The following is a 23,906-nucleotide window of genomic DNA, read 5'->3' as shown; positions in this document are numbered from 1 at the left end:
ATTCCTACTCCTCCATCGAATCCAGTTGCCCGACCAGCGCGGCCCGCAGCGCGGCATATTTTTTGGGATCGTTCAGGGGCCGGTTTTCACGGTCGGTGACGAAAAACACGTCTTCGACCCGAGCGCCCACGGTAGCGATCTTGGCATTGTGCAATTGCACCCCGCATTCCATGAACGCCTGTCCGACCTGGCATAACAACCCTGGACGATCCCACGACACCAGTTCCACCACGGTTCGACTGTTGGTCTCGTCCTCGCGGAATGAGACCCAGGTTGGCATCTGGAATGCTCGCTGAATCCGCGAAATATGCCGGCTGGGTCGCAACAGCACGGCATCGGGTCGGCTCAGGGAATGCAGCAGAGTCGCCACGATCTCCTTGATCCGGCCGCGCTCGTGGATCGGCGCGCCGGAATCTTCCAGCACCGTGAAGCTGTCCAAAGTGAAACCACTATGGCCGGTAATGATGCGGGCATCGAGAATCGTCAGTCGCAATTGATCGAGGATGGAAGTAATCAGCGCAAACAGATTGTCCTGATCGCGGGTGTAGATGAAGATTTCAGTACCGCCCCGGCTGGGATCATCGCGAGCCATAACCAGCGGCCGTTCGTCATGCGCTTTTTTGAGAATCGCCCGACTGTGCCAGGCAATTTCGTCGGCGGAATGGCGCAGGAAATAATCGTCGCTGAAACCCTCCCACACCGGGTTGATGTGGTCTTCATCGATCCGGGTGACCTGTAACTGAAGGCGCGCCTGGATCTGCACCTCGCGGATGCGCTCTTCCTTATCAATCGGATTGTCCAGCCCGCGCCGCAGCGCCCGGCGGGTCGCTTCGTACAATTGCCACAACAGCGACGCCCGCCAGGTGTTCCACAGCTTGGGATTAGTGCCGCGAATATCGGCGACCGTCAGCAGATACAAATAATCCAGATGCATCTGATCGCCCATCAGTCGGGCAAAATCGTTAATGACCTCGGGATCATGAATATCCTTTTTCTGCGCGGTCAGCGACAGAGTCAGGTGATGCCGCACCAGCCAGGCTACCAATCGGGTGTCAAAGCTGCTCAACCCGTGCCGGCGGCAGAACCGCTCGGCCTCCTCCGCACCCAATTCAGAGTGGTCGCCGCCGCGACCCTTGGCGATGTCGTGATACAGGCCGGCCAGGTACAACAATTCCGGCTTGGGCAATCGTTCCATAATCGCGCTGCAATGCGGTAACTCTTGCGCAAACTGGGGCAGGAAAAACCGCCGCAAGTTACGCATCACAAACAAAATGTGCTGATCCACGGTGTAGGTGTGAAACAGGTCGTACTGCATCCGTCCGACGATATGGCCGAATTCCGGCAGATACGCCGGCAGCACCCCGTAAGCGTTCATCAACCGTAGCTGCTGCGTCACCCGGTGGGGCTGGCGCATGATCTCCATGAACAGGCTACGCGGACGCATGTCATTGCGGAACTTGTCGTCAATCAACGGGCGGTGATCGCGAATCAGCCGGATAGTAGACGCACGGATCCCTTTGACTTCCGGGTGTTGCTGCAACAGCAGGAAGATCTCCAGCAGGGCGAACGGGTAGCGCAAAAACACATTGGGCCGGGTTACTTCCAGATAGCCGCGCCGGGCCTGGAACCGGCGATTGATCGGTTGCGGCTCACCCGGATCGTCGGCCAGTAGAATAGCTTCCTCGAACAGTTGCAACAGCATCTCGTTCAGTTGGCTTAGCGCATTGACCGTGCGGTAGTAACGCTGCATGAACTGCTCAACCGCCAGATTTTGATCCAGATCCCGGTAGCCAAATAGCCGGGCGACGCGACGCTGATGATCAAACAGCAAATTATCCTCGCGGCGGCCAGTCAAGGTGTGCAGCGCAAAGCGCAACTGCCACAGGAAGTTGCGGCATTCGATCAACTCGTCGTATTCGCTCGGATTGAGAAAACCGTGGCCGACCAGCTCCTGCAAGGTGCTGGCACCAAAATGACGCTTGGCCACCCAGCCGATCATCTGCAAATCGCGCAGGCCCCCTGGCCCTTCCTTGATATTGGGTTCCAGATTGAAGGCCGTTTCGTTGTACTTGTGGCAGCGTTGGCAGCGTTCCCTCTGCTTGGATTCGAAAAAGGCAGCGTCTGGCCAGATGCGGTCGGAGCCGGTGACGGCGCGCATCCGCTCAAACAGCGCGGGGGGACCGATCAACAGTCGCGCTTCCATCAGACTGGTGGCAACGGTGATGTCGGCGGCACCCTCGTGGGCGCAATCCTCCACCGTGCGCACACTGTGGCCCACTTCCAACCCAACGTCCCACAGGAAGGCCAGAAAATCCTCCAGCCCGGAGCGGCGGACATCCAGCGCCACTTCATCAATCAGGATCATAAGATCCACATCTGAACCCGGATGCAATTCGCCACGGCCATAACCGCCTACTGCAACCAGCGCCAAATCCGGGGCGCCCGCTTCAAAAAACCGCAGCCAGATTCGCTGTAACAATTCGTCCATGAACCCGGCACGGGCCGGCACCAACTCATGCGCGGGGACGCCCTGCTCAAACAGTTCCTTCAGCCGGGCGTTGCTCTGGGTGAGCAAGACCCGAAACGGCATGACCGGATTGGCGGCAGCAACCAGTTCGTGTTCGAGCGCCGCCGTGTCGAAGGCCACCTTTTCGCTTCGCCGCCCGCTCTCGGCTTTGGGCAAGGGCCGGGTAGTAAAAGTGGGTGGAGTGAATGACAGCGTGGGCGGTAGTACTACAGGATGGGGAGTAGCCATGCGATCCTCGGAGCGGGGCGGCAGCTAGAGTGTTTCGTCATGCGGCAGGGTAAGAATTTCATGGCCGGTGTCGGTGACCAGTACCGTGTGTTCCCACTGCGCGGAGAAGCTGTGATCCTTGGTCACGACGGTCCAGCCATCCGGCAAGACTTTGACATGGCGCTTGCCGGCGTTAATCATCGGTTCGATGGTAAACACCATGCCCGGCACCAGTTCCACGCCCGTGCCCGGATTGCCGTAATGCAGCACCTGCGGTTCCTCGTGAAATTCCCGGCCGATGCCATGACCGCAATACTCGCGCACTACCGAGCAGTGCTGGGCTTCAGCGTATTTCTGGATGGCGTGACCGATGTCGCCGAGGCGGATCCCGGGCCGCACCATGCGCAGGCCAATACACATGCATTCATAGGACACCCGACTGACCCGCTGGGCGGCGATGGGCGCGGGACCAACGTGAAACATCCGGCTGGTGTCGCCGTGGTAGCCATCCTTGATCACGGTGATGTCAATGTTGAGTACATCGCCTTTTTTCAGGGTCTTCGGGCCGGGAATGCCATGGCAAACCACATGATTGACCGAGGTACAGATCGATTTGGGGAATCCGCGATAGTTGAGCGGAGCAGGAATCGCCTGCTGCACATTGACAATATGGTCATGGCAGAGCCGATCCAGGTATTCGGTGGTTACCCCCTCGCGCACATGCGGATGAATCATGCGCAGCACCTCTGCGGCCAAGCGGCCGGCCACCCGCATCTTTTCAATCTCTTCCGGCGTCTTGAAGGTGATGCTGCTGGTGGGTTTCTTGGGGCTTTTCTGGAACATGGTCGGGCTACGGATGCGTGGGTCGGCAATAAGGGGGCGGCTGACAATGGCATTCAGTCATTGGGACAGCAATCAGTCGGGTGGCGTTCGTTTGGTTTTTCTAAACAATCCATGGTATAAAGCGCGCGCCTTTTAGGCAAACTCTACCTGTTTTCCCTATTTCTCACATTCGCCGGCACGGGCGGCCGGGTGCCCAATATATCCTTGGATAGACTCCATTGGATAGATTAAAAAGGGTCGCCGCTCGGGGCGGATGGAGGCTTAACCCCCAATTTTAAGGAGAATATCCGCCATGGCGACTGTTTCCATGCGCCAGATGCTGGAAGCTGGTGTGCATTTCGGCCACCAGACCCGCTACTGGAATCCCAAAATGGCTCCGTATATCTTCGGAGCCCGTAGCAAAATTCACATCATCAACCTGGAAAAAACCCTGCCGCTGTATCTGGACGCGCTGAATTTTGCCGGGCGGATGGCCTCGCAGGGCGGCAAGATTCTGGTGGTGGGGACCAAGCGCTCGGCCCGTGAGGCCACCGCCGAGGCGGCGATCCGCTGCGGTATGCCCTACGTCAATCACCGCTGGCTGGGGGGGATGCTGACCAACTTCAAGACCGTTCGCCAATCGATCAAGCGGCTCAAGGATTTGGACCTGCAAGCCCAGGATGGCACCTTCGAACGACTGGGCAAAAAGGAAGTCATCGGTCTGCGGCGCGATATGGACAAGCTGGAACGCAGCCTGGGCGGCATTAAGGAGATGTCCAGTCTGCCGGATGCCCTGTTCGTGATTGATGTCGGCCACGAGAGCATCGCGATCCAGGAAGCCAACAAGCTGGGAATCCCGGTACTCGGCGTGGTGGATACCAACAACTCGCCGGATGGCGTGAATTATGTCATTCCCGGCAATGACGATGCGATTCGCTCCATTCAACTTTATCTCGGCGGTCTGGCCGAGGCGGTGCTGGAAGGACGAGCCGTGCTGACTTCGGGCCGCGCTGCAGAACCCTACATCGAGTATCAGGAAGAGTCGCCGAATATCCACGACCTCTGAACCCCAGCACTGGCTCTGTGTCCGATAGGCTCGTGCGCTTGGTGTGCGAGCCTTTTTGATGGAAGTGGTCGTTTGTCATCCCGTCTCACGATGATTTGAATGAATTTGTTTTTCCAAGAGGTAGGCAAGCATGGCGGAAATTACGGCGGCGCTGGTTAAAGAACTGCGTGAACGCACTGGCGCGGGAATGATGGAGTGCAAGCGAGCATTGCAGGAGATCGGAGGCGATATTGAGGCCGCAGTCGAACTGATGCGCAAAGCTGGTCAGGCCAAGGCCGACAAGAAGGCCAGTCGCATCGCTGCTGAAGGTCTGATCGTACTCAGGCAAGCGGCTGAGGCCGTCGCCATGGTCGAGATCAACTGTGAAACCGATTTCGTTACCAAAAACGAAGACTTCCGCGCCTTTGCTGCTGCCGTAGCCGAAGTGGCACTGTGCAACGCACCCGCTGATTTGGATGCACTGCTGGCGCTGAACATGGCGAATGGACACAGCATCGAGCAGAACCGGCGCGAGTGCATTGCCAAGATCGGCGAAAACGTCAATGTTCGTCGCTTCGCCCGTCTGGCGACGCCGACCGGGGTGCTGGGCAGTTACCTGCATGGCACCCGCATCGGGGTATTGGTGGAACTGGATGGCGGCGATGCCAATCTGGCCAAGGATATCGCTATGCACATCGCCGCCAGTCGGCCACTGTGCATCAGTTCCGATCAAATCTCGGCTGATCTGATTGCCAAGGAGAAGGAGATTTACGCGGCACAGGCTGCGGACGAGGCTAAGGATAAGCCGGCCAACGTCATCGAGAAAATCATCGATCAAATAGTCGAAGGGAAACTGCGCAAATATTTTGAAGCGGTGACTCTGTTAGGCCAGCCGTTTATTAAAGCCGAAGATAAGCAGAGTGTGGAAAAGCTGCTCAAGGCGCACCAAGCCAAGGTGATTCGCTTCGAGCGCTTTGAACTGGGCGAGGGCATCGAGAAGAAAGCTGATAACTTCGCTGCTGAAGTAATGGCGCAGGTGCGCGGCGACTAGCACAACTGCCATCGGCTCCGGCGTTGCCGGCTGACGCTGGAGCGGCGATACCCGTACAATCCGCCCATATTCGGCACGACCCTTCAGGTTTCGTATGCTCATGCAGGATCCCAAACCGGTGTTCAAGCGAATTCTCCTCAAACTCAGCGGTGAAGTGCTGATGGGCGAGGGCGAATACGGTATCGATACTGCGGTGCTGGCGCGTATCGCCGGCGAGGTGCAACAACTGCGTCAGATCAACGTGGAAGTCGGCATGGTCATCGGCGGTGGCAACCTGTTTCGAGGAGCGGGGCTGGCCAAAGCCGGGATGGATCGGGTTACGGCGGATCACATGGGCATGTTGGCCACGGTGATGAATTCACTGGCGATGCAGGACACTCTGGAGCGGATTGGCGTGTTCACCCGGGTGATGTCGGCGGTGCGCGTCAACCAGGTGTGCGAAGATTATATTCGCCGCCGTGCCGTCCGCCACTTGGAAAAGGGTCGGGTGGTGATCTTTGCTGCGGGTACCGGTAATCCCTTTTTTACTACCGACTCTGCGGCCAGCCTGCGAGCCATTGAAATCAACGCCGAGGTGATGCTCAAAGCCACTAAAGTGGACGGCATTTACTCGGCAGACCCCTTCAAAGACCCCGAAGCGGTGCGTTATGAGCGACTCACCTATGACGAGGCTCTGGCGCGCAAGCTGGGCGTAATGGATGCCACCGCTATCGTCATGTGCCGCGAGAACGACATCCCGCTGAAGGTTTTCAACATCAATCACCACGGTGACCTGGTGCGGGTCGTGTGTGGCGAGAATGTAGGCACCACCGTGGTGCGGGAATGACGCTATGACTGACAATCTCAAGAAAGAAGCGACCGCCCGCATGGCGAAAAGCATCGATAGCCTGAAGCAGGAATTGAGCAAACTGCGCACCGGTCGCGCTCATGCCAGCCTGTTGGATCATGTCATGGTCAGCTACTACGGCAACGAGATGCCGCTGAATCAGGTGGCTTCGGTGGGTATTGCCGATGCCCGCACCCTGCTGGTGACGCCGTGGGAAAGGAACATGGTTGGGCCCATTGAGAAGGCGATTCTAAAATCCGATTTGGGCCTGAATCCCGCTTCTGCCGGCACCACGATCCGGGTACCGTTGCCGCCGCTGACTGAGGAACGCCGTCGTGACATGGTAAAAATCGTCCGGCACGAAGGTGAGGGGGCAAAAGTAGCGATCCGCAATATCCGCCGCGATGCCAACAATCAGCTCAAAACACTGCTCAAGGATAAGAAGATTACTGAAGACGCCGAGCGGCAAACCCAGGATGAGGTTCAAAAACTGACCGACCGCCATATCCAGGACGTGGATAAGCTGCTCGCGGCCAAAGAAGCCGAGCTGATGGAAATCTGAGTTGTTGAGTCAAAGGCCTGGCGCAATGGCGATTCAGAGAGGCTCTCACTGAATGTCCGTTGACGTCCGTGATTCGCTGACGCCACCGGAGCAGTTACCCCGCCATGTCGCTATCATCATGGACGGTAACGGCCGCTGGGCGCAGCAACGCAGTCTGCCGCGCACGATGGGCCATCGCGAAGGGGCCAAGGCGGTACGACGGATTGTGCAAGCGTGCAGCGAGCGCGGCGTCACGGTGCTGACGCTATTTGCCTTCAGCACCGAGAACTGGCGGCGGCCACCGTGGGAAGTGGAAGTGCTAATGAAACTGTTTCTAGCCACCCTGCGCAACGAAATTCGCCGCCTGGATGAGGCCAATGTTCGGCTGCGTTTCATCGGCGATCGCAGCGCGTTTTCCGGGATCTTGCAGGATTACACCGCCAAGGCCGAACGGCGCACCGCCGCAAATACCGGTCTGATCCTGGTCATCGCCGCAAATTACGGTGGACGCTGGGACATGGCCCAGGCCGGGCGGAAACTGGCCGAGGAGGTGGCTGCGGGTCGATTGCAACCGGGCAGTATCACCGCCGATTTGTTTCATCACTACACCTGCCTGTCCGATCTGCCGGAACCAGATTTATTGATCCGTACCGGTGGCGAGCAACGCATCAGCAACTTTCTACTCTGGCAGATGGCCTATACCGAGTTGTACTTCACCGACCGCTTGTGGCCGGACTACGACGCCGACGATCTGGAATCCGCCTGCGCCGCATTCGCCAGTCGGCAGCGGCGTTTCGGCCAGACTGCTGATCAGATCGCGCGGAGCGCTCATGCTTAGACAGCGCGTTGTCACCGCCATCGTTCTGGCTCTGATCACCGTCTGGGTGGTATTGAAGTTGCCCGCCATCGGTTTTGGCGCAGTGCTCTTGGCGATCACGCTGCTGGGCGCTTGGGAATGGGCCAATCTGGCGGGAATGAACCAGACCCGCAGTCGTCTGGGGTACGGCGCGCTGATTTTGGCCCTGATCCTGGCCTTTTGGCCGCTGGTCGATAGCCCGATGTTGATGAACGGTCTGCTCATTCTGGTCTTCGCCGGTTGGTGTTATGTCCCGATCTGGCTGCGCCATTACGCCAGGCGGCCTGATCGCCCCGATCATCTGATGACCCTTGGCGCCGTCGGCATCGTCATCCTGGTGGGGCCTTGGGTGGCGCTGATGGGTTTGCGCGACAAGTTCGGGCCGGGCTATGTGCTGTTTCTGCTGCTGCTGATCTGGGTAGCCGATATTGGCGCCTACTTCGCTGGACGACGCTGGGGACGACGCAAGCTGGCCCCCGCCATCAGTCCTGGAAAAACCTGGGAAGGGGTGTGGGGCGCAGGCGCGGCGGCGCTCACTTTTGCGCTGATCGGCGCGGCGGTGCTGGGCATGGGATCGCGCTGGCTGTGGTTCGTGGCGGTTTGCATGGTGACCGTCGGTTTCTCCATTGTCGGGGATTTGTTTGAGAGCATGATCAAGCGCCAGCGTGGAGTGAAAGACAGCGGCGCGTTGTTGCCCGGTCATGGCGGGGTGCTGGATCGGATCGACAGCCTGACTGCCGCCGCGCCGGTGTTCCTGCTGGGCCTCTATGGAATGTACGGATGAGTGCGCGCATCGGCGTCACCCTGCTGGGTTCGACTGGATCGATTGGAGTCAGTACGCTCGACGTGCTGCGCCGCCATGCCGATGGTTTCCGGGTGGTGGCCCTGACCGCTCACCGTGATGTTGAGGGACTGTTTCAGCAGTGTGTGGAGTTTGATCCCGCTTATGCGGTGATGGCGGATGTGGATGCGGCTGAGCATCTACGCGACCGATTACAGGCGGCAGGGCGGGCGGTTGAAGTGCTGGCGGGCATGACCGGATTGGAACAGGTCGCAGCCTTGCCCGAAACCGGTTACGTCATGGCGGCGATTGTCGGGGCGGCGGGGCTGCTGCCGACTCTGGCGGCAGCGCGGGCGGGCAAACGGGTGCTGCTGGCCAATAAAGAAGCGCTGGTCATGGCGGGTCCGCTGTTCATGGCGGCGGTGCATGAGTACGGCGCGGAACTGTTGCCGATTGATAGCGAGCATAACGCGGTCTTTCAGTGCCTGCCGTCACACTTTATGACTGCCGGTCTCGATGCGGTGGGGGTCCGCCGGATTTTGCTGACCGGCTCCGGCGGACCGTTCCGTACTACACCGCTGGAATTTTTGTCTGCTGTAACCCTGGATCAAGCCTGCGCTCATCCGAACTGGCGGATGGGCCGGAAGATTTCGGTCGATTCCGCCACCATGATGAACAAGGGGTTGGAAGTCATTGAGGCGCATTGGCTGTTTGGAGCGCCACCCTCCCGGATCGAAGTGGTGGTGCATCCACAAAGTGTGATCCACTCCATGGTGGAATATGAAGATGGCTCGGTGCTGGCGCAACTCGGCAACCCGGATATGCGCACCCCGATTGCCCATGCTCTGGCTTGGCCGCAGCGGCTGGCGTCAGGAGTCGCATTCCTGGATTTCACCCGGCTGGCACCGTTGGAATTCCAGGAGCCGGATCTGGTCCGTTTTCCCTGCCTGCGGCTGGCGTTCGCCGCGCTGGAAGTGGGCGGGACCGCGCCGACGATCCTGAATGCGGCTAACGAGGTTGCGGTGCAGGCATTTCTGGAACAACGCATTCGCTTTACCGCCATTGCCGCCGTCGTTCGGCACACGCTGGAACAGGTTTCTACCCACGCCGTAGCCTCGCTGGAGGCAATTCTCGCTGCCGACGCTCTGGCGCGGGCGACAGCGACAGAGTGGATAATCGCGCAAACCTCGGAGGTCTGAGATGAGTGATTCGCTGATTTCGGTGCTGGCTTTGATCGTGACCTTGGGCGTACTGATCACCGTCCATGAGTTTGGCCATTTCTGGGTAGCCCGCCGGCTGGGGGTCAAGGTACTCAAGTTTTCCATCGGCTTCGGTCGCCCATTGTGGCAACGGCGTGGGCGGGATGGTACCGAGTATGTGATCGCCGCCTTGCCGCTGGGCGGCTATGTGAAGATGCTGGATGAACGTGAGGGCGAAGTGTCGCCGAACGAAGCGCATCGTGCCTTTGATCGCCAACCGATCGGTTCGCGCATTGCTATTGTATTAGCTGGGCCACTGAGTAATTTCCTGTTTGCCATTCTGGCCTACAGCTTGATGTTCATGATCGGCATTCCCGGCGCCAAGCCGCTGCTGGACGATCCGGTGCCCGGTTCACGGGCGGCGGCAGGCGGTTTTGGCAAGGGCGATTTGGTCGTTGCCATTGACGGCAAGCCCACTCCGACGCTTAGCGCGGTCATGCTGGAGCTGGTGGATCGCGCCATGGCCGGCGAGGTGATCCAGATCAAGGTGACGGACACCGAAGATCGGACACGGACTCGCACGCTGGATTTGCGCAACGCCCCGGACTTGAGCGATGCGGCGCAGGTATTCAGTCAGGTAGGATTAATCCCGTGGCAACCGGTATTGCCAGCAGTGATCGGGCAAGTGACCCGTGGTGGGGCAGCAGAGCGGGCCGGGTTGCAACCGGGCGATCAGATCCTGTTAGCCGAGAGTGAGCGAGTCAAGGATTGGCGGCATTGGCGCGACATCATTGAGCGGCACCCCGGCAAACCATTCAGCGTGCGGATTGATCGCAACGGTACCGAGCAGGTTCTGGAGTTGATTCCCGACCTGCGGGACAACCAGCGGGGCGCACACGTCGGCTTCATTGGCGCTATTGCCGATGTGCCTGATGATCTCGCCCAGAGCTTGCGGGTCGTGGTACGGTATGGGCCGCTGGATGCGGTAAGCGCGGCGTTGGGCAAGACTTGGGACATGTCGCTGCTGACGCTGCGGATGCTGGGCCGGATGTTGGTTGGCAGAGCCTCGCTGGACAATCTCAGTGGGCCGCTGACCATTGCACAATTCGCCGGTCAGGCCGCGACTGCCGGGCCTATAGCGTTTTTGTCGTTGCTGGCTTTAGTCAGTATCAGCCTGGGGGTCTTGAACCTGTTGCCAGTGCCGGTGCTGGACGGCGGTCATTTGCTGTACTACCTGATCGAGTTGTTCAAGGGCAGCCCGCTGTCGGAAGCGGTGCAGAATGTGGGACAGCGCGTAGGGATCGTGGTTTTGTTGCTATTGATGGGGCTGGCTCTGTTCAATGATTTCAATCGTCTGCTGGGATAAGAACTGCCAACCCTGGCTTGGGGTAAATAAATACCTATGAAATTATGTCGCTACCTGATTCTTTCTATTGGCCTGCTGGTCGCGGTATCCGGGGTATACGCCGCCGATTTCGTGGTGCGGGATATCCAGGTTGAGGGCTTGCAACGCATCTCCGCCGGCACTGTTTTTAATTATTTGCCGGTGCAAGTAGGTTCATCGATTTCGGAGAAGGATTACCCCGACATTATCCGCGCTCTGTTCAAAACCGGCTTCTTCACCGATGTCAATCTGGAGCGAAAGGGCAATGTGCTGGTAGTAACCGTGGTCGAACGTCCGGCTATTGCCGAAGTCAAGATCACCGGCAACAGCGACATCAGTACCGAGGATCTCCAGAAGTCACTGAAAGAAGTAGGCCTGGCCGAAGGGCGGGTATTCGACCGCGCCCTGCTCGACAAGGTAGAGCAGGAATTGTTGCGGCTATACTACAGTCGTGGCCGATACGCCGTGCAGGTGAAAAGCCAGGTGCAACCACTGGAACGCAACCGGGTCGCAGTGAACATCGATATTGCGGAAGGCGCAGTCGCCAGCATCAGCCAAATCAATATCGTCGGCAACAAGGCTTTCACTGAAAAAGAACTACTGGGTAAATTGCAATCATCCACCGGCGGCTGGTTCTCCTTCTTCTCCAAGGATGATCAGTATTCCAAACAAAAACTGGCTGCTGATATTGAAACCTTGCGTTCATTTTATCTGGATCGGGGCTATCTCAAATTCAATGTAGATTCCTCTCAGGTTTCTATCACTCCGGATAAAAAGGATGTTTATGTCACGATCAATATCACGGAGGGCGAGCCGTACATTATCCAGGATGTGCAATTGACTGGCGATTTTGGCGTGGTCCCGGAAGCGGACTTGCGCGCACTGATTACTCTTAAGCCAGGCGAGACTTTTTCCCGCGCCAAGGTCACTGAAACTGCCAAAGCGGTCGGCGAACGTTTGGGCCAGGAAGGTTATGCCTTCGCCAATGTCAACACGGTGCCGCAAGTAGACGATGCAACTCAGAAGGTCACCCTGAATTTTGTCGTAGACCCCGGCAAGCGGGTTTATGTCCGGCGCGTCAATTTTCAGGGCAACATCAAAACTCAGGATGAAGTATTGCGCCGCGAGATGCGCCAAATGGAGGGTTCGTGGTTCTCAACCAAGGATATCGACCGATCCAAGACCCGTCTGCAACGCCTGGAATATCTGGAAAGCGTCAATATCGAGACACCGGCTGTGCCCGGTGCCAGTGATCAGGTCGATGCTAACTTCACCGTGGTCGAACGCCCCTCCGGCAGTCTGATGTTTGGTATTGGCTACGGCCAGGAATCGGGGATATTGCTGAACGCCAGCGTGACGCAGAACAATTTTCTCGGCACGGGTAATCAACTGGGCTTGGTGCTGAACAACAGCCAGGCCGGCGATAACTACAGTTTCTCCTACACTAATCCCTATTACACCCCAGATGGTGTCAGTCTTGGCTTCAGGGCGTTTTACCAGACTATTGACGGCGCTCAGCTCAACACGGCCAACTATGTCCGAAATGCCGCTGGCGTTCTAGTCAATTTTGGATTCCCGCTGAACGAGTTCGATACCTTGCGGTTGAGTCCCGGATACCAGCATATCTGGATCGGTACGACGACGAATACACCAATTGAAATCTTCGAATATCTAAAGGAGAACGGCGATACCTATGACCAGCTTACACTGGACGCCAGTTGGGCGCGTGATAGCCGTAATCGGACTATCTTTCCAAGCAGTGGCAGTCTGAATCAGATCGCAGGGCAGTTTGCCTTGCCGGGGAGTACTGCGGAATTCTACAAATTGAATTACCGGAGTATTAACTACTTCCAACTGGCTAATTGGCTCACCTGGTCGGTCGGCGGTGAAATCGGCTATGGCGACGGTTACAGCAATACCGGTGGGTTGCCCTTTTTCGAGAACTTCTTTGCAGGTGGTCTGCGCTCGGTGCGGGGTTGGAAATCGAATACGCTGGGACCGCGCTATAGCAACGATGAACCCAGCGGTGGTGCGTTCAAAACTGTCGCTAATACTCAGTTGATTTTACCCGTACCGTTCATGGAAAAATCCGAAAATGTGCGGGTGGCAGCCTTTTTCGATATTGGCAACGTATTTGCGACTCCAAGTGCTTTCGAAGCCAACGAGCTGCGCTACTCGATTGGCATTTCCGGGCAATGGCTATCACCACTTGGCCCTATCGTGTTGAGTGTTGCCGCGCCGCTTAACGAGCAGTCCGGTGATGAAACGGAAGTGTTCCAGTTCTCCTTCGGGGTACCGTTTAACTGATCAGGACTTTCGCTAAACCGGTAAATTCGTCATACCCGCGAAAGCGGGTATCCAGGCTTTTCAGCGGCTTACTGGATTCCCGCCTAACGCGGGAATGACGGAAAGCGAAAGTCCTGCTGATTTCTGAAGTTGATTTGATTGTTTGTATGGGGTAATTTCTCGCACTCTTCTTCCGCTGGAGGTATGACATTGAAAATCATGCGTAATTTGTTGGTCGCGACCGCTTTGGTGCTGCCCGTTTCACTGGCGCAGGCGGCCGACGTAAAACTGGGTTTTGTCAGCATCGCCAAAATTCTCAATAGTGCCCCACAGGCCGAGGCAGCCAGCAAACGATTGGAGCAGGAGTTTGCGCCACGGCAGAAGGGTCTGGTCGAAGCACAGAAATCGCTACGCAAACAAGAGGAAAAACTCTCCAAGGATGGTGCGGTAATGAGCGAAAGCCAGCGCCGCAGCTTGGAAAATGAGATTCGCAATCAGGCTCGAGAGTTGAAGCGAACCAGTGACGAGTTCCGGGAAGATTTTAATCTGCGCCGCAATGAAGAACTGGGCAAATTCCAGAAGCAGGTACTGGAAGTTATCAATAGTGTTGCCAAGGAAGAAGGCTTTGACTTGGTGGTGAACGATAGCGCGACGCTGTATTTCAGTCCACAGGTGGATGCCACCGAAAAAGTACTCAAGCGCCTGACTACCAAATAAAGCCGATGACCACGCTGGGTGAAATCGCGGTGGTGGCGGGTGCATACCTGCGAGGATGCGATGCCGCAACGGTCATCGTCGGAGTAGCGCCTCTGCACCGTGCGGAACCCGGCTATCTCAGCTTCCTGACTCATCGCCGCTATCGTGCGTGTCTGGAGACCACCCGGGCCACTGCGGTGATTTTGTCACCCGAAGATGCCGCAAGTTGTTCAACACCAGCGGTAGTGGCTGCTAACCCCCATGTTGCTTATGCCCGAGCGGCGGCGCTGTTTGCGCCGGTCGCCGAATCACGGCGAGGTGTCCATTGCACCGCTTGGGTGAGCCCGGATTCCCATATTGCCGCCGATACCTGGATCGGGCCGCATTGCGTGGTGGAAGCAGGCGCTGTCATCGAAGCGGGGGTCGTCATCGGTCCGGGTTGCGTAATTGGCGAATACGCCATTATCGGGGCAAATAGCCGACTGGTAGCACAGGTGACGATTTGCCACCGGGTGCGGCTGGGTCAGCGGGTGCTAATACATCCGGGCGCAGTCATTGGCAGCGACGGTTTCGGCCTCGCCCTCGATAGTAAGGGCCGCTGGCTCAAGGTTCCCCAACTCGGTAGCGTTCTGATCGGGGATGAGGTCGAGATTGGGGCTAATACCACCATTGACCGGGGTGCGCTGGAAGATACCGTCATCGAGGACGGAGTTAAGCTGGACAACCAGATTCAAATTGCCCACAACGTCCATATCGGTGCCCACAGTGCGCTGGCGGGCTGTGTGGGTATTGCCGGCAGCGCCCGTATTGGCCGCCATTGCATGCTGGGTGGTGGTGTCGGAATCGCCGGTCATCTGGAAATTGTCGATCATGTACAAATCACTGGCATGTCGCTGGTGACCCAATCTATCACCGAGTCCGGGGTGTATTCCTCGGGGCTGGCGGTGGAGCCGAACCGGATCTGGAACAAGATCAGCGCCCGTCTGCGCCGGCTGGATGAAATATTCCGACGCTTGGCGGCACTGGAAAAAAAAAGCAACCGAGACGGCACCCTTTGAGAGGTTAAGGCTTTGGAACCGATGGATATTCAGGAAATTCTGGAATACCTGCCGCACCGCTATCCCTTTCTGCTGATTGATCGGGTGCTATCCATTGAGCCAGGACAGTCGTTAACGGGCCTTAAAAATGTCAGTTTCAACGAACCCTTTTTTTCCGGCCATTTTCCGCAACGGCCCATCATGCCTGGGGTGCTGATCCTGGAGGCGCTGGCGCAAGCGACCGGTATTCTCGCCTTCAAAAGCGAGGGGGAACGGCCGGACCATCGCTCCATGTATTACCTGGTGGGGGTGGATCATGCCCGCTTCAAACGGCCGGTCGGGCCGGGCGATCAGTTGATTCTGGAAGTGCGACTGGATCGGATCAAGCGGGGCATTGGTAAATTTTTCGGCGAGGCGAAGGTCGACGGGCAGTTGGTAGCAACGACGGAGCTGATGTGCGCCAAGCGGGATATTAATCCGTGATCGACTCGCGCGCCGTAGTAGACCCGTCAGCTCGACTGGCACCGGATGTGACGGTGGGGCCGTTTTCGGTGATCGGCGCAGACGTAGAGATCGAGGCGGGTACCTGGATCGGCCCGCATGTGGTGATTCAGGGACCGACCCGCATCGGCCACGACAACCGGATTTATCAGTTCAGCTCACTGGGTGAGAGGCCACAGGACAAGAAGTATGGCGGCGAGCCGACTCGGCTGGAAATCGGCGACCGCAACACCATCCGCGAGTTTGTGACGATCAATCGCGGCACCATGCAGGACGCTGGGCTGACTCGGCTGGGCGATGACAACTGGATCATGGCCTATGTCCACATCGCCCACGATTGCGTGATCGGTGACCGGACCATTTTTGCCAATGGGGCATCGCTAGCCGGCCATGTTCATATTGAGGATGATGTGGTGCTGGGCGGCTTCGCGCTGGTTTATCAGTTCACCCGTCTGGGGATGCACAGCTTTTGCGGGTTCGCCTGCGGGGTGAATCATGATGTGCCGCCTTATGTGACGGTGGCGGGCTACCGCGCTGAGCCGCACGGTATCAACGCTGAGGGTCTGCGCCGTCGTGATTTTTCCGATGAAGAGATCCAGGCGATCCGCCGTGCTTACAAGGCGATCTACCGTACCAATTTGCGTTTGGAAGAGGCTATCGAGAAAGTGCGGGAGATGACGGCAGAGTACCCGCGACTGCAAATTCTTGCCGATTTTCTGGCAGCGCCCTCCCGCAACGGGATCGTCCGCTAGAGCTGCGCCGACGGTGCAGATTGCTATCGTTGCGGGCGAACTGTCGGGTGATTTGCTCGGTGCCGGTCTCATCGCTGCCCTCAAGACCCGCTATCCCCACGCCCGTTTCACCGGTATCGGTGGTCCTGAAATGCTGGCCCAAGGGTTTTCGAGTGTGGTGCCCATGGAGCGGCTGGCGGTCATGGGGCTGGTCGAAGTGTTGCGCCATCTCCCGGAACTGCTCGGAATCCGCCACCAACTCTATCAACGCCTGCGATCCGATCCGCCAGCAGTGTTCATCGGCATTGACGCCCCGGATTTCAACCTGACGCTGGAACGGCGGTTGTGTACCTGCGGTATCCCCACTGTGCATTACGTCAGTCCTTCGGTCTGGGCATGGCGACCGTGGCGAGTACGAAAAATCGCCCGTTCCGTGGATTTAATGTTGACGCTGTTGCCGTTTGAGGCGGCGTTCTATCAGGATCACGGAGTGCCGGTGCGCTACGTGGGTCATCCGCTGGCGGATACTATTCCAATGCGTAGCGATGCCGTGGCCGCTCGACAAGCACTGGATCTGGTGTTGCCCGCAGCTACGCGCATCGTCGCTTTGCTACCGGGTAGCCGTATAGGTGAAGTCAGCCGGCTGGGCGCGCTGCTTCTGGACACGGCGATCTGGCTACACACGCAACGGCCTGATCTGCATTTCCTGATGCCGGCGGCGACGCCCCAGTTGCATGAAATGTTGCTGGGAATGAAGGCCGAACGCGCTCCGGCGTTGCCACTGACACTGATTCAGGGCCAATCCCGCAAAGCGATGACGGCGGCTGATACGGTGTTGCTGGCGTCCGGGACCGCAACTTTGGAGGCAATGCTGCTCAAGCGGCCGATGGTGGTGGCGTACCGGGTAGCCCCGGTAACAGCCTGGATCGCCCGGCGGCTGGTGACGATTTCCAACTTCGCCTTGCCCAATCTGCTGGCAGGGCGTGAGTTAGTCCCGGAATTTATTCAGGAAGTGGCAACGGTGGAGAATTTGGGTTTGGCGGTGTTGCACTGGCTGGATGATCCGGCGGCGGGTGGGCAGTTGGTGGCAGAGTTTGATGTGCTGCATCGCCTGTTGCGCCGTGATGCCAGCACTCAAGCGGCTGACGCTATCGGGGAGTTGCTGGACCAGCGGTGAGGTTGCATCGGTTTACTGCCGTTCATTTTAGGCGCACCTTGAAATTCATGGTTTTGACAAGCTATGGCGTCTTTTTCAGCCTACAGAGTAGTTGAGTTTTTATGAGCAGCGACACACAGACCAATCAAACATGGGGCGGGCGCTTCACCGAAAGCACCGACGCTTTTGTAGCGGCGTTCACCGCCTCGGTAGGATTCGACCGGCGCATGTACCAGCAGGATATTAACGGATCCATCGCCCACGCCCGGATGTTGCAACGGATCGGTGTGCTGTCCCCGGAGGACTGCGCGGCTATTGTGGGCGGGTTGGAGCAGATTCGCGCCGAAATCGAACGCGGCGAATTCGAGTGGTCGGTGGCGCTGGAAGATGTGCACATGAACATCGAAGCGCGGCTGACCGAGCGGATTGGCGATGCCGGTAAGCGGCTGCACACCGGACGCTCGCGCAATGATCAGGTGGCGACCGACATCCGCCTGTATTTGCGCGACGCCATTGACGCGATTTTGGTCGAACTCAAACGCTTACAGGGCGGACTGGCCGATTTGGCGTTGCGCGAGGCCGATACGATTATGCCCGGTTTCACTCACCTGCAAGTCGCGCAACCGGTAACGTTGGGTCATCACCTGCTGGCCTGGTTCGAGATGCTCAAGCGCGATTACGAGCGGCTGGTAGACTGTCGCAAGCGAGTCAACATCATGCCGCTGGGCGCGGCGGCGCTGGCCGGCACCAGTTATCCGCTGGATCGCCACTACAGCGCGCGATTGCTGGATTTCGCCGCGCCGTGCGCCAACTCGCTGGATGCGGTCAGCGACCGTGATTTTGCTATTGAATTCACCGCCGCCGCCGCGATTCTGATGACCCATTTGTCGCGGATGTCGGAAGAACTGGTGCTGTGGTCTTCGGCCCAGTTTGATTTTATTGACCTGCCGGATCGGTTCTGCACCGGATCTTCGATTATGCCGCAGAAGAAAAATCCCGATGTGCCGGAACTGGTGCGCGGCAAAGTCGGGCGAGTCAACGGGCATTTGGTGGCGCTGCTGACCCTGATGAAGAGCCAGCCGCTGGCCTATAACAAGGACAATCAGGAAGACAAGGAGCCGCTGTTCGATACGGTGGACACGGTGCAAGGTTGCCTGCGCGCCTTTGCTGACATGATCCCGGCGTTGCGCCCCAAGCGCGACACCATGCTTCAGGCCACCCGGCGCGGTTTCGCCACTGCAACCGATTTGGCCGATTATCTGGTGCGCAAGGGCGTCGCGTTCCGCGATGCGCATGAAATTGTCGGTAAAGCCGTGCGTTTGGGAATAGAAACCGGGCGGGATTTGGCCGAGATGGCGCTGGCGGAATTGCAGGCGTTCTCGCCGCTGATTCAGGATGATGTGTTCGCCGTGCTGTCGCTGGAAGGGTCGGTAGCGGCTCGCAATGTTTTAGGCGGCACCGCGCCGGTGCGGGTTCGGGAAGCAGCAGCGTTGGCGCAAATTTGGGTAACGGAAGGGAGTTGAGCGCAACCCCCATGCATTTCCAACGCACCCACACCGACGGCGCCGCCCGCCGTGGCCGACTGAATTTTGAGCGAGGCACGGTGGAAACACCGGCCTTTATGCCGGTCGGCACCTATGGCACGGTCAAGGCCATGACCCCGGAGGAACTGCGCGCCAGTGGTGCCGAAATCATCCTCGGCAACACCTTTCACCTGATGCTGCGGCCCGGCACCGCGATTATCAAGCAGCACGGCGATCTGCATGGCTTCATGCACTGGGACGGGCCGATTCTCACCGATTCCGGCGGCTTCCAGGTATTCAGCCTGGCGGCCATTCGCAAAATTACCGAAGCCGGAGTGAAATTCCAGTCGCCGGTGGATGGGGGTGCGGTGTTTCTGGGGCCGGAAGAATCCATGGCGGTACAGCAGGCGCTGGGTGCCGATATCGTGATGATCTTCGACGAATGCACCCCCTACCCGGCCACTGAAACCGAAGCGCAACACTCCATGGAACGGTCGTTGCGCTGGGCGCGCCGCAGCAAAATCGCCCACGCCGATCATTCCGCCGCGCTGTTTGGCATCGTTCAAGGCGGCATGTATCCCGACTTGCGCCAGATTTCTGCCGCCGGACTGGGCGCGATTGGCTTCGACGGTTACGCCATTGGCGGGCTGGCGGTCGGCGAACCGCTGGCGGAACGGGTGCGGATGCTGGATTGCACCGCGCCGCTGCTGCCGGATACCGCGCCGCGCTATCTGATGGGCGTCGGCAAGCCGGAAGATATTGTTGAATCAGTGCGCCGGGGCATTGATATGTTCGATTGCGTGATGCCGACCCGCAACGCCCGCAACGGCCATCTGTTCACCCACCACGGCGATATCCGCATCCGTAACAGCCGCTACCGCACCGATACCCGGCCCTTGGACGAAGGCTGCGGCTGCTACACCTGCCAGCACTACAGCCGCGCCTACCTGCGCCACCTGGACCAGTGCCGCGAGATTCTCGGCGCCCGGCTCAACACTATTCATAACCTGTACTACTACCAGGATCTGATGCGCGAATTGCGAGCGGCTATTGCTGATCAACGATTTGCGGCATTTGCAGCAGCATTTTATGAAAATCGCGGGCAACTTCCGCCGCCTGTGTATAATGCCGCCTTTTGAAAAGGTGTGGCGACGCTAGGCCCATCGCAATCCGGGGCATAGCGACGAATCCGGTTTAATTCGAGGAATTCCCAATGGAAAATATCCTGAACTTCCTGATCCAGGACGCCATGGCTCAGACCGCCGGCGGCCCTTCGAGCGAAATGGGTCTGATGAACCTGCTGTTTCCGATTGTGCTGATCGTTGCTTTCTACTTCCTGTTGATCCGCCCGCAGACCAAGCGCGCCAAAGAACACAAGCAGATGGTGGATGCGGTCAAGAAGGGCGACGAGGTGGTTACCGGTGGCGGGGTGTTAGGCCGCGTCACCGACGTAGGCGAAAATTTCCTGCAAGTGGAAATCGCCGACGGCGTCCAGATCAAGATCCAGAAGCAGGCTTTAGGATCGCTGATGCCGAAAGGCACCTACAAAGGCACTCTCTAATCCAACGCCGGCGCGCCGCTGGGCGCGCTGCGGAAAATGCTGCGTCATGTCCACTCCGTACACTCTGAATCAATACCCTTTGTGGAAATACCTGCTGATCAGTCTGGTGATGTTGTGGGGGCTGATTTTCGCCCTGCCCAACCTGTTCGGCGAAGATCCGGCGGTGCAAATCTCCGGGGCGAGAGCCAATATCGTGGTTGATTCGGCCTTCCAAAACCGAGTAGCCGCTCTGCTTGACGCCGAAAAACTGCCTATCAAGCGCCTGGAACTGCAAGAAGGCCGTCTGCTGGTTCGCTTTGCCGACCCGGAGACACAACTCAAGGCGGCCGACATCCTCAAGGATCAATTAGGCCGCGATTATATTGTGGCGCTCAATCTGGCCTCAGCGGCGCCGGGGTTCATGCGGGCACTCGGGCTGAATCCGATGTATCTCGGTCTGGACCTGCGCGGCGGGGTGCATTTCCTGATGCAGGTGGATATGGACGCCACCATCAAGCAGATCGAAGACAGTTATGTCGACGAAGTCCGTGCCCAGTTGCGCAGCGAAAAAGTGCTGTATACCTCGGTCGGGCGAGTGGCGACCGGCGGGGTGCAGGTGGAATTCAAGGACGCGGCGGAACGCGACAAGGCCGCGCCCGCACTGCGGAAGAACCTGTCGGGCCTGCAACAGAGCCAACCCGGGCCGCTCAGTCTCAAGCTGACGCTCGGCGAGCGCGAGATTAAGGAAAAGCGCGATTTCGCCCTGCAACAGAACATCACCACCCTGCGTAACCGGGTGAATGAATTAGGTGTGGCGGAGCCGATCATCCAGCAGCAGGGCAGCGACCGCATTGTGGTGCAACTGCCGGGGGTGCAGGACACTGCGCGCGCCAAGGAAATTCTCGGCGCCACCGCCACCCTGGAATTCCGGCTGGCGGATGAGGAAAACGACTGGAATCAGGCCGCGACCAGCGGTCATGTTCCGCTCAATTCGCGGCTGTACAAGGATCGCAATGGTCGCCCAGTGCTGCTGCAAAAGCGGGTGATGCTGACCGGTGATGCCATTGTGGATGCCTCCTCCGGCCTCGACCCGCAAAATGGCGGGGCCACGGTCTACGTTACCCTGGATGGCAAGGGCGCCAAGCGCTTTGAGGACGCCACCAAGGACAATATCGGCAAACGCATGGGCGTGGTGTTCATCGAGAACAAGACCGAAACCAAGCGGGTGAACGGTGATCTGAAGAAGACCGCGTTTACCGTCGAGGAAGTGATCAATGTCGCTACCATCCGCGACCGGCTGAGCCGGCGCTTCCAGATCACCGGGCTGGAGAGTACCCGCGAAGCCCGCGATCTGGCGCTGCTGCTACGGGCGGGCGCCTTGGTCAGCCCCATCGAGATTATCGAGGAGCGCACCGTCGGACCCAGCGCCGGCAAGGAAAACATCGCCCAGGGTTTTCGCGCCGCCTTCATCTCTTTCCTGGTGATCGGCGCGTTCATGGTGTTGCGTTACAAACGATTCGGCATGATTGCCAACGCGGCACTGGCCGCCAACGTAGTGCTGATCATCGCCGCGCTGTCCACGCTGCAAGCCACCCTCAGCCTGCCCGGCATCGCCGGTATCGTGCTGACTATGGGCATGGCGGTAGACGCCAACGTGCTGATCTATGAACGCATCCGCGAAGAGTTGCGCAACGGCACCACCCCGCAAGCCGCGATTCACGCTGGCTTTGATCGGGCCTTCGACACCATTCTCGACTCCAACATCACCACCCTGATTGCGGCGATCATGCTGTTCGGCTTCGGCTCCGGCCCAATCAAGGGTTTCGCAGTGACGCTCAGCATCGGTATTCTGACCTCGATGTTTACGGCGGTCACCGGCTCGCGGGCGTTGGTTAATCTCATCTATGGCGGCCGCAAGCTGACCACGCTGTCGGTCTGAGTGCGCACGGGAAAATGGCTATGTGGCGATTTGATTTTTACAACACCCATATTGATTTTCTGCGCTGGAGCAAGCTGGCGATGGGCTGGTCCATCGCGGTGCTGCTGATTGCGGTCGGCTCGCTGCTGTTCCGGGGGATGAATCTGGGACTGGATTTCACCGGTGGCACCGTGATTGAGGTGCAGTATCCCAATCCGGCGGATCCCACCCAAATCCGGGCCACCTTGGCCAAAGCCGGCTTTGGCGACGCCCAGGCCCAGCATTTCGGCACGGCGAGAGATGTGCTGATCCGCATCCCGCCCCGGGCGCAGACCAACGCCGCTACCCTGAGCAACGACGTGCTGCATACCCTGCAAGGCGTCGAGGGCGGCGCTAACGTCACTCTGGTGCGGGCGGAGTTCGTCGGGCCGCAGGTTGGCCAGGAACTGGTGGAACAGGGTGGGCTGGCGGCGCTGGGTGCGCTGCTGGGGATTCTGGTCTATGTGATGTTCCGTTTTGAATGGCGGCTGGCAATCGGTACCGTCGCCGCCACTGTCCACGATGTGATCTTCACCGTCGGCTGGTTTTCGCTGTTCCAGATCGAATTCGACCTGACGGTGCTGGCAGCGGTGCTGGCGGTGATCGGCTACTCGGTCAACGACACCGTCGTAGTGCTGGACCGCATCCGCGAGAATTTTCGCAAACGGCGCAAGGGCACGGCCATCGAGATCATGAACCTCTCGATCAACGAAACGCTGTCGCGCACCACCATGACCAGCTTCGTCACCCTGTTGTCGGTCATCGTGATGTATTTTTTCGGCGGCACCGTGATGCGCGGGTTCTCCATCGCCATGATCGTTGGCATCGTGGTGGGCACCTACTCATCGATCTACGTCGCCAGCGCCACCGCGTTGTACCTGGGCATCAGTCGTGAAGATTTGTTGCCACGGGCCAAAGAGACCGCAGATGAGCGGCCCTGAAACGAAGCAGGGAGGCTGCTTCTGCCTCCCCTGCATGTTTGGCGGCGTGCCGTGTGCTTAGAGATCGCTGCGCAACTGGCTGAACGGGTCGGTTTCATCGGCTTGCGGCGTCACCAGACGAGCGCGGGTGCTATCCTTCCTGTGGAGTTGGTCGCTCTCCACCGCGCGCATCACCAAGCGCGCCCATGCGGTGGCAATCAGCCACAGCAGGACGCTGGCGGCCACCAGCCCGGCTGATCCCAGCAGGTTGCCGAGGGTACCGCCAGCGAGGCCGTAGCCGATGCCGGCCAGGCTGGCCA

Annotated in this window: 21 protein-coding genes and 1 pseudogene; 19 read left to right on the top strand and 3 right to left on the bottom strand. The window is 58.6% G+C overall.

Annotated elements, in window-relative coordinates; translation table 11 throughout:
* Positions 1-4: 4 nt before the first annotated feature.
* Together glnD and map are read right to left on the bottom strand one after the other, a co-directional pair.
* Entirely contained in the window at positions 5-2,755 is a 2,751-nt protein-coding gene (glnD, locus tag BN874_RS13795) for a [protein-PII] uridylyltransferase (protein WP_081756403.1), read from the bottom strand.
* Between the two features lie 24 nt (positions 2,756-2,779).
* Positions 2,780-3,577, bottom strand: a complete 798-nt coding sequence (gene map / locus BN874_RS13790) for a type I methionyl aminopeptidase (protein WP_051497850.1) — start codon at positions 3,575-3,577, stop codon at positions 2,780-2,782.
* A 292-nt stretch (positions 3,578-3,869) separates the two neighbouring features.
* On the opposite strand from map, the gene rpsB reads away from it, so the two are divergent.
* The 19 genes from rpsB to secF all read left to right on the top strand — a co-directional run bounded on the left by rpsB (position 3,870) and on the right by secF (position 23,607).
* Positions 3,870-4,622, top strand: coding sequence for a 30S ribosomal protein S2 (gene rpsB / locus BN874_RS13785; protein ID WP_034434490.1), 753 nt, complete (start codon positions 3,870-3,872; stop codon positions 4,620-4,622).
* Positions 4,623-4,752: 130 nt separating this feature from the next.
* Entirely contained in the window at positions 4,753-5,652 is a 900-nt protein-coding gene (gene tsf / locus BN874_RS13780; protein WP_034434488.1) for a translation elongation factor Ts, read from the top strand.
* A 94-nt stretch (positions 5,653-5,746) separates the two neighbouring features.
* Positions 5,747-6,478, top strand: a complete 732-nt coding sequence (gene pyrH, locus BN874_RS13775) for a UMP kinase (protein ID WP_230314443.1) — start codon at positions 5,747-5,749, stop codon at positions 6,476-6,478.
* Positions 6,479-6,482: 4 nt separating this feature from the next.
* Positions 6,483-7,040, top strand: a complete 558-nt coding sequence (gene frr, locus BN874_RS13770) for a ribosome recycling factor (protein WP_034434486.1) — start codon at positions 6,483-6,485, stop codon at positions 7,038-7,040.
* Positions 7,041-7,092: 52 nt separating this feature from the next.
* A complete protein-coding gene (gene uppS / locus BN874_RS13765) occupies positions 7,093-7,857 on the top strand; it encodes an undecaprenyl pyrophosphate synthase (protein ID WP_034434484.1) in 765 nt (254 codons plus the stop codon).
* A complete protein-coding gene (locus BN874_RS13760; RefSeq protein ID WP_034434481.1) occupies positions 7,850-8,659 on the top strand; it encodes a phosphatidate cytidylyltransferase in 810 nt (269 codons plus the stop codon). The genes uppS and BN874_RS13760 overlap by 8 nt, the downstream gene beginning before the upstream one ends.
* Positions 8,656-9,855: a 1-deoxy-D-xylulose-5-phosphate reductoisomerase gene (gene ispC, locus BN874_RS13755; protein ID WP_034434477.1), complete on the top strand. Its 1,200-nt coding sequence runs from the start codon at positions 8,656-8,658 to the stop codon at positions 9,853-9,855. The genes BN874_RS13760 and ispC overlap by 4 nt, the downstream gene beginning before the upstream one ends.
* A gap of 1 nt (position 9,856) precedes the next feature.
* Positions 9,857-11,221, top strand: a complete 1,365-nt coding sequence (gene rseP, locus BN874_RS13750) for a sigma E protease regulator RseP (RefSeq protein ID WP_034434475.1) — start codon at positions 9,857-9,859, stop codon at positions 11,219-11,221.
* A 36-nt stretch (positions 11,222-11,257) separates the two neighbouring features.
* On the top strand, positions 11,258-13,546 hold the full coding sequence (gene bamA, locus BN874_RS13745; RefSeq protein WP_154724942.1) for an outer membrane protein assembly factor BamA: 2,289 nt from the start codon (positions 11,258-11,260) through the stop codon (positions 13,544-13,546).
* A 198-nt stretch (positions 13,547-13,744) separates the two neighbouring features.
* Positions 13,745-14,242: an OmpH/Skp family outer membrane protein gene (locus tag BN874_RS13740; RefSeq protein ID WP_051497861.1), complete on the top strand. Its 498-nt coding sequence runs from the start codon at positions 13,745-13,747 to the stop codon at positions 14,240-14,242.
* A gap of 5 nt (positions 14,243-14,247) precedes the next feature.
* Positions 14,248-15,279: a UDP-3-O-(3-hydroxymyristoyl)glucosamine N-acyltransferase gene (gene lpxD / locus BN874_RS13735; RefSeq protein ID WP_034434469.1), complete on the top strand. Its 1,032-nt coding sequence runs from the start codon at positions 14,248-14,250 to the stop codon at positions 15,277-15,279.
* Between the two features lie 21 nt (positions 15,280-15,300).
* On the top strand, positions 15,301-15,741 hold the full coding sequence (fabZ, locus tag BN874_RS13730; protein ID WP_034434467.1) for a 3-hydroxyacyl-ACP dehydratase FabZ: 441 nt from the start codon (positions 15,301-15,303) through the stop codon (positions 15,739-15,741).
* Positions 15,738-16,511 carry an acyl-ACP--UDP-N-acetylglucosamine O-acyltransferase gene (gene lpxA, locus BN874_RS13725; protein ID WP_034434466.1) on the top strand — a complete coding sequence of 258 codons (774 nt, stop codon included), beginning with the start codon at positions 15,738-15,740 and terminating at the stop codon, positions 16,509-16,511. Before fabZ ends, lpxA begins: the two co-directional genes overlap by 4 nt.
* A 13-nt stretch (positions 16,512-16,524) precedes the next feature.
* Positions 16,525-17,667, top strand: a complete 1,143-nt coding sequence (lpxB, locus tag BN874_RS13720) for a lipid-A-disaccharide synthase (protein WP_034434464.1) — start codon at positions 16,525-16,527, stop codon at positions 17,665-17,667.
* A 101-nt stretch (positions 17,668-17,768) separates the two neighbouring features.
* On the top strand, positions 17,769-19,169 hold the full coding sequence (gene argH / locus BN874_RS13715) for an argininosuccinate lyase (protein WP_034434462.1): 1,401 nt from the start codon (positions 17,769-17,771) through the stop codon (positions 19,167-19,169).
* Between the two features lie 11 nt (positions 19,170-19,180).
* The gene (gene tgt, locus BN874_RS13710; RefSeq protein ID WP_034434460.1) at positions 19,181-20,308 is read left to right on the top strand and encodes a tRNA guanosine(34) transglycosylase Tgt; all 1,128 of its coding nucleotides are present in this window, start codon (positions 19,181-19,183) and stop codon (positions 20,306-20,308) included.
* A 74-nt stretch (positions 20,309-20,382) separates the two neighbouring features.
* Complete coding sequence (gene yajC / locus BN874_RS13705; protein WP_034434457.1) at positions 20,383-20,730, top strand: preprotein translocase subunit YajC; 348 nt, start codon at positions 20,383-20,385, stop codon at positions 20,728-20,730.
* 46 nt (positions 20,731-20,776) lie between these two features.
* Entirely contained in the window at positions 20,777-22,648 is a 1,872-nt protein-coding gene (gene secD, locus BN874_RS13700) for a protein translocase subunit SecD (protein ID WP_230314442.1), read from the top strand.
* Positions 22,649-22,662: 14 nt separating this feature from the next.
* On the top strand, positions 22,663-23,607 hold the full coding sequence (secF, locus tag BN874_RS13695; protein WP_034434454.1) for a protein translocase subunit SecF: 945 nt from the start codon (positions 22,663-22,665) through the stop codon (positions 23,605-23,607).
* Between the two features lie 57 nt (positions 23,608-23,664).
* Here the strand turns inward: secF and BN874_RS25155 are convergent.
* Positions 23,665-23,906, bottom strand: a pseudogene (locus BN874_RS25155) (hypothetical protein); the annotation flags it as partial.

It is taken from the genome of Candidatus Contendobacter odensis Run_B_J11, from assembly GCF_000531125.1.
In the GTDB taxonomy this organism is placed as follows: domain Bacteria; phylum Pseudomonadota; class Gammaproteobacteria; order Competibacterales; family Competibacteraceae; genus Contendibacter; species Contendibacter odensensis.
Note: the sequence above shows the minus strand (reverse complement) of the source record. Positions and strands in the feature narration are given on the sequence as shown.